Annotated in this window: 5 protein-coding genes and 3 pseudogenes; 6 read left to right on the top strand and 2 right to left on the bottom strand. The window is 53.8% G+C overall.

Translation table 11 applies throughout. The features are described from left to right. Window positions 1-46: 46 nt before the first annotated feature. Together BM315_RS21705 and BM315_RS21700 are read right to left on the bottom strand one after the other, a co-directional pair. A pseudogene (locus BM315_RS21705) lies at window positions 47-496 on the bottom strand (IS66 family transposase); the annotation flags it as partial. Next, window positions 496-941, bottom strand: a pseudogene (locus tag BM315_RS21700) (IS21 family transposase); the annotation flags it as partial. The pseudogenes BM315_RS21705 and BM315_RS21700, both read right to left, overlap by 1 nt. Window positions 942-1,405: 464 nt before the next feature. On the opposite strand from BM315_RS21700, the gene BM315_RS25325 reads away from it, so the two are divergent. The 6 genes and pseudogenes from BM315_RS25325 to BM315_RS21680 all read left to right on the top strand — a co-directional run bounded on the left by BM315_RS25325 (window position 1,406) and on the right by BM315_RS21680 (window position 6,380). Next, window positions 1,406-1,516: a DUF1302 family protein gene (locus tag BM315_RS25325; protein WP_342029882.1), complete on the top strand. Its 111-nt coding sequence runs from the start codon at window positions 1,406-1,408 to the stop codon at window positions 1,514-1,516. A 247-nt stretch (window positions 1,517-1,763) separates the two neighbouring features. Next, window positions 1,764-2,966, top strand: a complete 1,203-nt coding sequence (locus tag BM315_RS21695; protein ID WP_090505468.1) for a DUF1302 family protein — start codon at window positions 1,764-1,766, stop codon at window positions 2,964-2,966. A 10-nt stretch (window positions 2,967-2,976) separates the two neighbouring features. Continuing rightward, a pseudogene (locus tag BM315_RS21690) lies at window positions 2,977-4,340 on the top strand (DUF1329 domain-containing protein). Window positions 4,341-4,403: 63 nt separating this feature from the next. After that, window positions 4,404-5,285, top strand: coding sequence for an SDR family oxidoreductase (locus BM315_RS21685; protein WP_090505465.1), 882 nt, complete (start codon window positions 4,404-4,406; stop codon window positions 5,283-5,285). Between the two features lie 51 nt (window positions 5,286-5,336). Continuing rightward, the gene (locus BM315_RS24755) at window positions 5,337-5,513 is read left to right on the top strand and encodes a hypothetical protein (protein ID WP_170862283.1); all 177 of its coding nucleotides are present in this window, start codon (window positions 5,337-5,339) and stop codon (window positions 5,511-5,513) included. Between the two features lie 81 nt (window positions 5,514-5,594). Continuing rightward, window positions 5,595-6,380 (top strand): tyrosine-protein phosphatase, encoded by a 786-nt coding sequence (locus BM315_RS21680; RefSeq protein WP_090505463.1) that lies wholly within the window; start codon window positions 5,595-5,597, stop codon window positions 6,378-6,380. Window positions 6,381-6,411: the final 31 nt, after the last annotated feature.

Genomic DNA, 6,411 nt, shown 5'->3' with positions numbered 1-6,411 from the left:
GTAAGCGCTCCATAAACCCCACCTCCCACTGGTGGGGTTTTGCGTTTTACAGTGACGTCGTTGGCTTGCTGCTCCACGGCAGCAGCGCTTCGTAGCCTTCAACGCTGTTGATCAGCGGCAGGCGCTCGAGGACATGACGCAGCCAGGCATAAGGCTCCCAGCCGTTGGCCTTGGCGGTTTCGATCAGGCTGTAGAGTTGGGCGCTGGCGGTTGCACCTTTGGGCGTGTCGCTGAACAGCCAGTTTTTGCGGCCGATGACGAAGGGCCGGATGGCCCGCTCGGCTGCATTGTTGTCGATCGGCAGGTGGCCGGCCTCGATGTAGCGTTCGAGTCGGCTCCAGTTGCTCGCCAGGTAGTTCACTGCTTTGCCCAGGGCGTTCTGCGCCGTGACCTGCAGCTGGGTTTTCTCCAGCCAGGCTTTGAGCTGGGCGAGCAACGGCAGGCCGTGCTGCTGGCGGCCCCGGTAGCGCTGTTCATCGCTGGCATCCTTGAGTTCAGGTGCGCCACCTGCATGCGCCAGTAGATGCCGCCGATCAGCAAGCCTTCCTCGCTCCAGTCGGGGAACTGAAACGCCTCGCCAAGGGCAAAGGTCAGCGGCACGAAGACATGCAGCGTCTTGCCCTGCTGCCCGCGCCAAGCACGGATAAACGCGGTGAGCTGGCTGTAGCCACCGTCGTAACCCTCGGCCTTGATTTGCGCCAACAGCGCCTTGGCACTACGCCGCTGTTGCCGGGACGCAACGAGTCGGCCTTCAGCGCCTGCTCCAGCGTGGCGTGAAAAGCACTCAGCTTGTTGAAGATCGCCCTGCGCAGGTACACCGGCTGCTTGACCTCCGGTGCCCTGATCCACTTGCGGATCGTGTTGCGCGCCAACCCGGTGCGCTTGGCTATCTCATGCAACGACAGCTTGTCGCGGAAATACATCCGGCGAATTTTGCCCATCATTTCCATACTGATCACCCTGTGTTCTCCTGCTCAAAAATTGAGCAGGAGCAGTTGAACACCTGGGTCAGTTTTCGGTCGGCAGAACAGCCTCTACTGGGTCAGTTTTCGGTCAGCGGCAACAGATAGGCTCAGAATTATCGGTATTCGTGCTAATAACGAGTTTTTTGAGGAAGATTTCAAGCCCTGACGCATGCCGAAAAAGTGATTGACTGAACAATGTACGCTACGATACCGTACTCGTAATTCGTAATTCGTAATTCGTAATTCGTGGCGTGGGTTGCTGTGGGCAATACTAATAAAAGAGAGGGTGGTGCAATGAGAACAATAAAACTCTTAAACCTTGTCAGTGACCGGACTGTCTGCCCTGGTGCTGGCTGTCGAATTCAATTTGGGTGAAGTCAGTGGCCAGTTCGATTCGTCACTCTCGATCGGCGCAACTTGGTCAATGGCGTCTCCCGATAATGATCGGTGGCAGCGGGGCTGCTGTGAGTGACGATGGTCGGCTCAACTTCAAGAAGGGCGATCTGGTTTCCAATAGCTTCAGGGGCGTGCATGACCTCCAGCTAACCTGAGGCAATAGCGGTGCTTTCGTTCGCGGTAACTACTAATATGACTTCGAGTTGATGGACTGGAGTCGTGAGTTGTGCGGCATCGACAATAGCGGTCGGCTTCAGGCAGCCAAGGCGTCAGGAGGTCAAAACTCTCGATGCTTTCGTCTACCACAACTACCAGGTGAATGATATGCCGGGTAGCGCCCGACTGTGTAAGCAGTGTAAGCAGGTAGTAAGTTAGGGCGAGAGTACATTTATCCCAAGCTCGATGAATGCCACCAATCCGGTTAACTTGGCTGCTTTGCGCAGACCTGGCGCCGAAATCAAGGAAGCGTTGATTACTAAAAACATGGCCTTCCTATCCCACACATTTAATGACGCTATCTCTGTCGAGGCCTTTTATCAATTAGGCTGGAGCGAAGTGGTTGTAGATAACTGCGGAACCTTCTTCTCCAGTTCATACTTGGTTGCCAAAGGCTGTAATCGTGCAGTAATTACTGGCGGCAGAGATCTCGATCTCTCAACTCAGGTCTTCATTCCCCGAGTCGATGACCGTGATCCACTTGATAGTGGTCAGTTCGGTCTGGCGCTTAAATGGTATGCCGAAGAGTTCAACAGTACTGAGTTCGGTGCGTACGTCATGAGCTACCATAGCCGAGGACCTAATCTGACGGTCATCAGTGTGGATGGCTCTGCTCCTGTGCCAGGCAATCCTGGGTTGGCTGTCAGCTCAAGATATTTTGTCGACTATCCCGAAGATGTTCGTTTGTATGGCCTAAGTTTCCAGACCAACATTACGGCGACTGGGACTTCATTGGGTGGTGAGATTAGTTATCGACCGAACATGCCGATGCAGATCAACGGCAACGATCTGGTCGGTTCCGCCATGGTGCCTGCGGCTGCTCGTCCAGCGCCGACCAATCCACTGTATTGGACCGGACACGGCTCGCTCATTGCGGGCGGCGAAGTGACCGGTTATGTGCGCAAGCCCTTTACCCAGGCGCAGATGACAGCCGTGCACATCTCCCGCAGGTGCTGGGTGAGGTGGGCTACAGCCACATCGACCAACTGGGTAGCAGCAAGGGTGGGGACATTCGTTTTGGCCGGGATACGGTATTCGGTAGTGGCCCTTCTGCAGCTACTGGCGCATGCCCGCCGACTCAGACAACCAAATGCACCTCGGATGGCTGCTACACCAGTAACTCCTGGGGGCTACCGTGTGCGTGGCAACCTGGAGTACTCCAATGTCTTCATGGGCGTTGCGCTGCCCTCTAGCCTGGTCTTTTCGCATGACGTGAAGGGCTATGGCCCGACCTTTACCGAAGGCAACAAGGCAGTCAGCGTCGGTCTGGACGCCAGTTACAAGAATACCTATTCGGCTGGCATCAGTTACACCGACTTCTTCGGTGGTGATTTCAATACAGCCAGTGACCGTGACTTCCTGTTCGTCAATTTCGGCGTGAATTTCTGAGGGAGCAATAATGAACAAGAACAATATTCCAGTTAAGTTCATCGTGCTGGGTTTCAGCTTGATCGCCAGCAGTGTCATGGCCGCTCTTCCTCAAGCAGAAGCTGATCGCCTGGGAGCAGAACTGACACCTCAAGGGGCGCAGAAGGAAGGTAATGCCAGCGGTACCATTCCAGCCTGGATCGGTGGTCTTGCTGTTAATGCAGGGGCGGTGGAGCGGGGCTTCATGAGCAATCCGATTGCCGATGACAAGCCGCTTTTGTCATTACCTCAGCCAACTATGAATAATACCAGGCCAGTTTGTCCGCTGGTCAGGTTGCGCTGTTGAAGACCTATCCCGTGACTTTCCGCATCCAGGTTTATGAGTCTCGTCGTACTGCTGTTGTACCTGATCATGTCAATGAAGCGACCAAGAACAGTGTCCACAATGTGTCTGCTGTGAATAATTGCAATGGTATCAGTGGTTTTGAGGCGAGTCATTACTACGCTTTTCCAATTCCTCCGCAGGGCGTGGAAGTAATCTGGAACCATATGACCCATTATAAGGGCGGTAGTCTGAAGCGCGACATGGTGCAGGTGTCTTCCTGCCAGAACGGCAACTATTCGCTGGTCAAGTTCAACGATATGTTCTCCTACACCGAAACGGTCGAGGGGCTAATGCATGAGCACATGCAAACCGTGCTGTTCTTCTATAAGCAGAAAGTGCTGAGTCCGTCATGTTTGGCCAGTGGCGTTTTGCTTGCCCATGAAACCATCGACCAAGTCAAGGATTCGCGCCGTGTGTGGCTTTACATCGCTGGCCAGCGCCGTGTTCGCCGGGCTCCACAAGTAGTCTATGACGGCCCTGGTCAGGCGGCTGATGGCCAGCGGTTGGCGGATAACCTTGATCTGTATAACGGTTCGTCGGATCGCTACGACTGGAAGCTTGTCGGCAAGAAGGAAGTGTATATCCCCTACAGCAGCTACAAGCTTGCCTCACCTGAACTAGAATACAGTGACATCTTCAAGGTCGGGCACATTGATCAGGATCTTACCCGTTATGAGCTGCACCGGGTTTGGGAAGTGGTTGCCACGCTCAAGCCAGGTCAGTGGCACGTATATCGCGAGCGTCGTTTTTATGTAGACGAGGACACCTGGCAGATTGCAGCGCAGGACATGTTTGATAGTCGCGGCAACCTGTGGCGGGTGGGGCATATCATGCGGTTTTATGACAAGCAGGTACCCCTCTATGCGGACGAAACGCTATATAACCTGAAGAACCGTCGTTATCTGGCCGTGGGCTTCAGTAACAAGGAGGCGCACGGGCCGATTTTCGGCGAAAATACGTCGGTTAATGATTACTCTCCCGGATCCCTGCGATTGGAAGGTGTGCGTTAAATTGGCATGTGTCAATGCGACCAGTTGCGTGCGGCTGGTCGCCGATATTTGAGGAGTGGTTTCATGGGTTACAATTCCGTATTCAAAGACAGCCTGTTTGATGGCTATGTGGTTGTTATAACTGGCGGTGGCAGTGGCATTGGCCGCTGTACAGCTCATGAAATGAGTGCACTCGGTGCGGCGGTGGCAATTATTGGCCGCAGTAGCGAGAAACTTGAAAAAGTCGCCGAAGAAATTATTGCTGAGGGCGGAAAGGTCAGTTGGCATGTCTGCGATATTCGTGAAGAAGCACAAGTAATTGAAACCATCAATGCGGTGCTGGCGCAGCATGGCAAGATCAGCGGTCTGGTCAACAACGCCGGTGGTCAGTACCGGCAGCCGCTAAAGGATATCAGTACCAAAGGTTTTGAGGCGGTGGTACGCAATAATCTCACCGGTGGTTTTATTTTCATGCGTGAAGTCTACAACCGCTGGATGCGCGATAATGGCGGCGAGATCGTCAATATAATCGCGGATATCTGGAACGGTTGGCCAAATTATGCCCATTCCGGCGCGTCACGTGCGGGGATGTGGAGCCTGACTGAAAGTGCCTCTTCCGAATGGGCGCCATCTGGCGTCAGAGTCAATGCGGTAGGTGTAGGTGGTGTTGCCAGCAGCGGCTTTGATACCTATACTGCGGAAGCCCAGAAGGAAATTCTAATGTTTCCCAAGCGGATTCCTGCCCAACGTTACGGTACGGTTTCGGAAATCTCTGCGGCTATTACATTCCTGCTGTCACCAGCCGCCGCTTTTATTAGCGGATCATGTATCAGGGTGGATGGCGCCGCACCAAACGCGCGTATCTGTTACATGGATATTGAAGAACACAACAAGTCCATCCCGTTCAATGGTTTTCATCTCGATGAACCGCCACGGCTGCTGATCGAAGGTATTAAAAAAGTATAAACAGACTGTTTGTCTGTCCTTTAAAGATGGTTTGACGTTAGCCGGAACCATATGACTACTTCAGGCCATCCCAAGGGTGAGTTAAACGGCTATCGGTGGTTTGTTTCAGCATCCGCCAGCCTTGCGCCAGGTGCACAGCTGCTTTTGCAATATGGGGAAAGTATCAAGGTCGAAAAAAATGCTTTAGAAAGTCAGCGTGTGAATATGCGTCTGGTGAAACTGTTTTGAGCGAGTCTACTCAGGCCACACCCGGTAAACATGAGCCGTCTGCTCAATATTTACGATTGATAGATAGGTGGAGGAAACCCAATGCGATCCACTGAAAACAATGCCGACATGCCGATGTTGCAGCCCCTTCGCCGGCTTGAGCTGAGTGGTGCGGTCAATTTTCGTGATCTGGGTGGCTACAGCAGTGCGGATGGGCGAAAGATAAAGTGGGGGCAGTTATTCCGTTCGGACTCATTGGCGGAACTGTCGGATGACGACCTCTTTCGTATTGAGCCATTGAAGTTGCGCAGTATTTTTGACTTCCGCCATCAGCATGAGCGTAGCGAAAAGCCGAATCGACTTGGCGCCCACTGGTTGGTAAAAACCCATGCGCTAGGTTTTTATCCACATGGTGCGCAACTTCTGATGGAGCGGGTTAAAAGCCGGGATATTTCATGTCAGGCGGTCAGCCAGATATTCAAGCTCATGTATGGCCGCCTCCCCGTCGATCAGGCCGGCAATTATGCACAGCTGCTGCAACAGCTGATTACCCCCGATGCCTTGCCTGCGTTGATTCATTGCACCAGTGGCAAGGATAGAACCGGTTTTGCCGTGGCCGTGGTCATGCTGGCGCTGGGAGTCGGGCGTGAGACGATCATGGCGGATTATACGCTGACCAACCAGTTCCGGCGTGATCTGACCTTCATGCTGGGTGAGGGCGCCGATCCGGAGGTGGTCAAGGCGGTACAGGCTGCAGAGCCTCAGTATCTTGCCGCTGCCTTCGCGGCGATTGATGGAACCTGGGGCGGCGATGCCGAGTATCTGCGCAAGGGCCTTGGCTTTTCAGTCGATCAGCAGGTGCTATTGCAAAGCCTGCTGTTGGAGTGATGTCCCGTTTCGCCGCAGGCGAACCTGTCTG

The organism is Pseudomonas borbori (genome assembly GCF_900115555.1).
Lineage (GTDB): Bacteria > Pseudomonadota > Gammaproteobacteria > Pseudomonadales > Pseudomonadaceae > Aquipseudomonas > Aquipseudomonas borbori.
The sequence above is the reverse complement of the archived record's forward strand: the minus strand, read 5'-3'. Positions and strand labels throughout refer to the sequence as shown.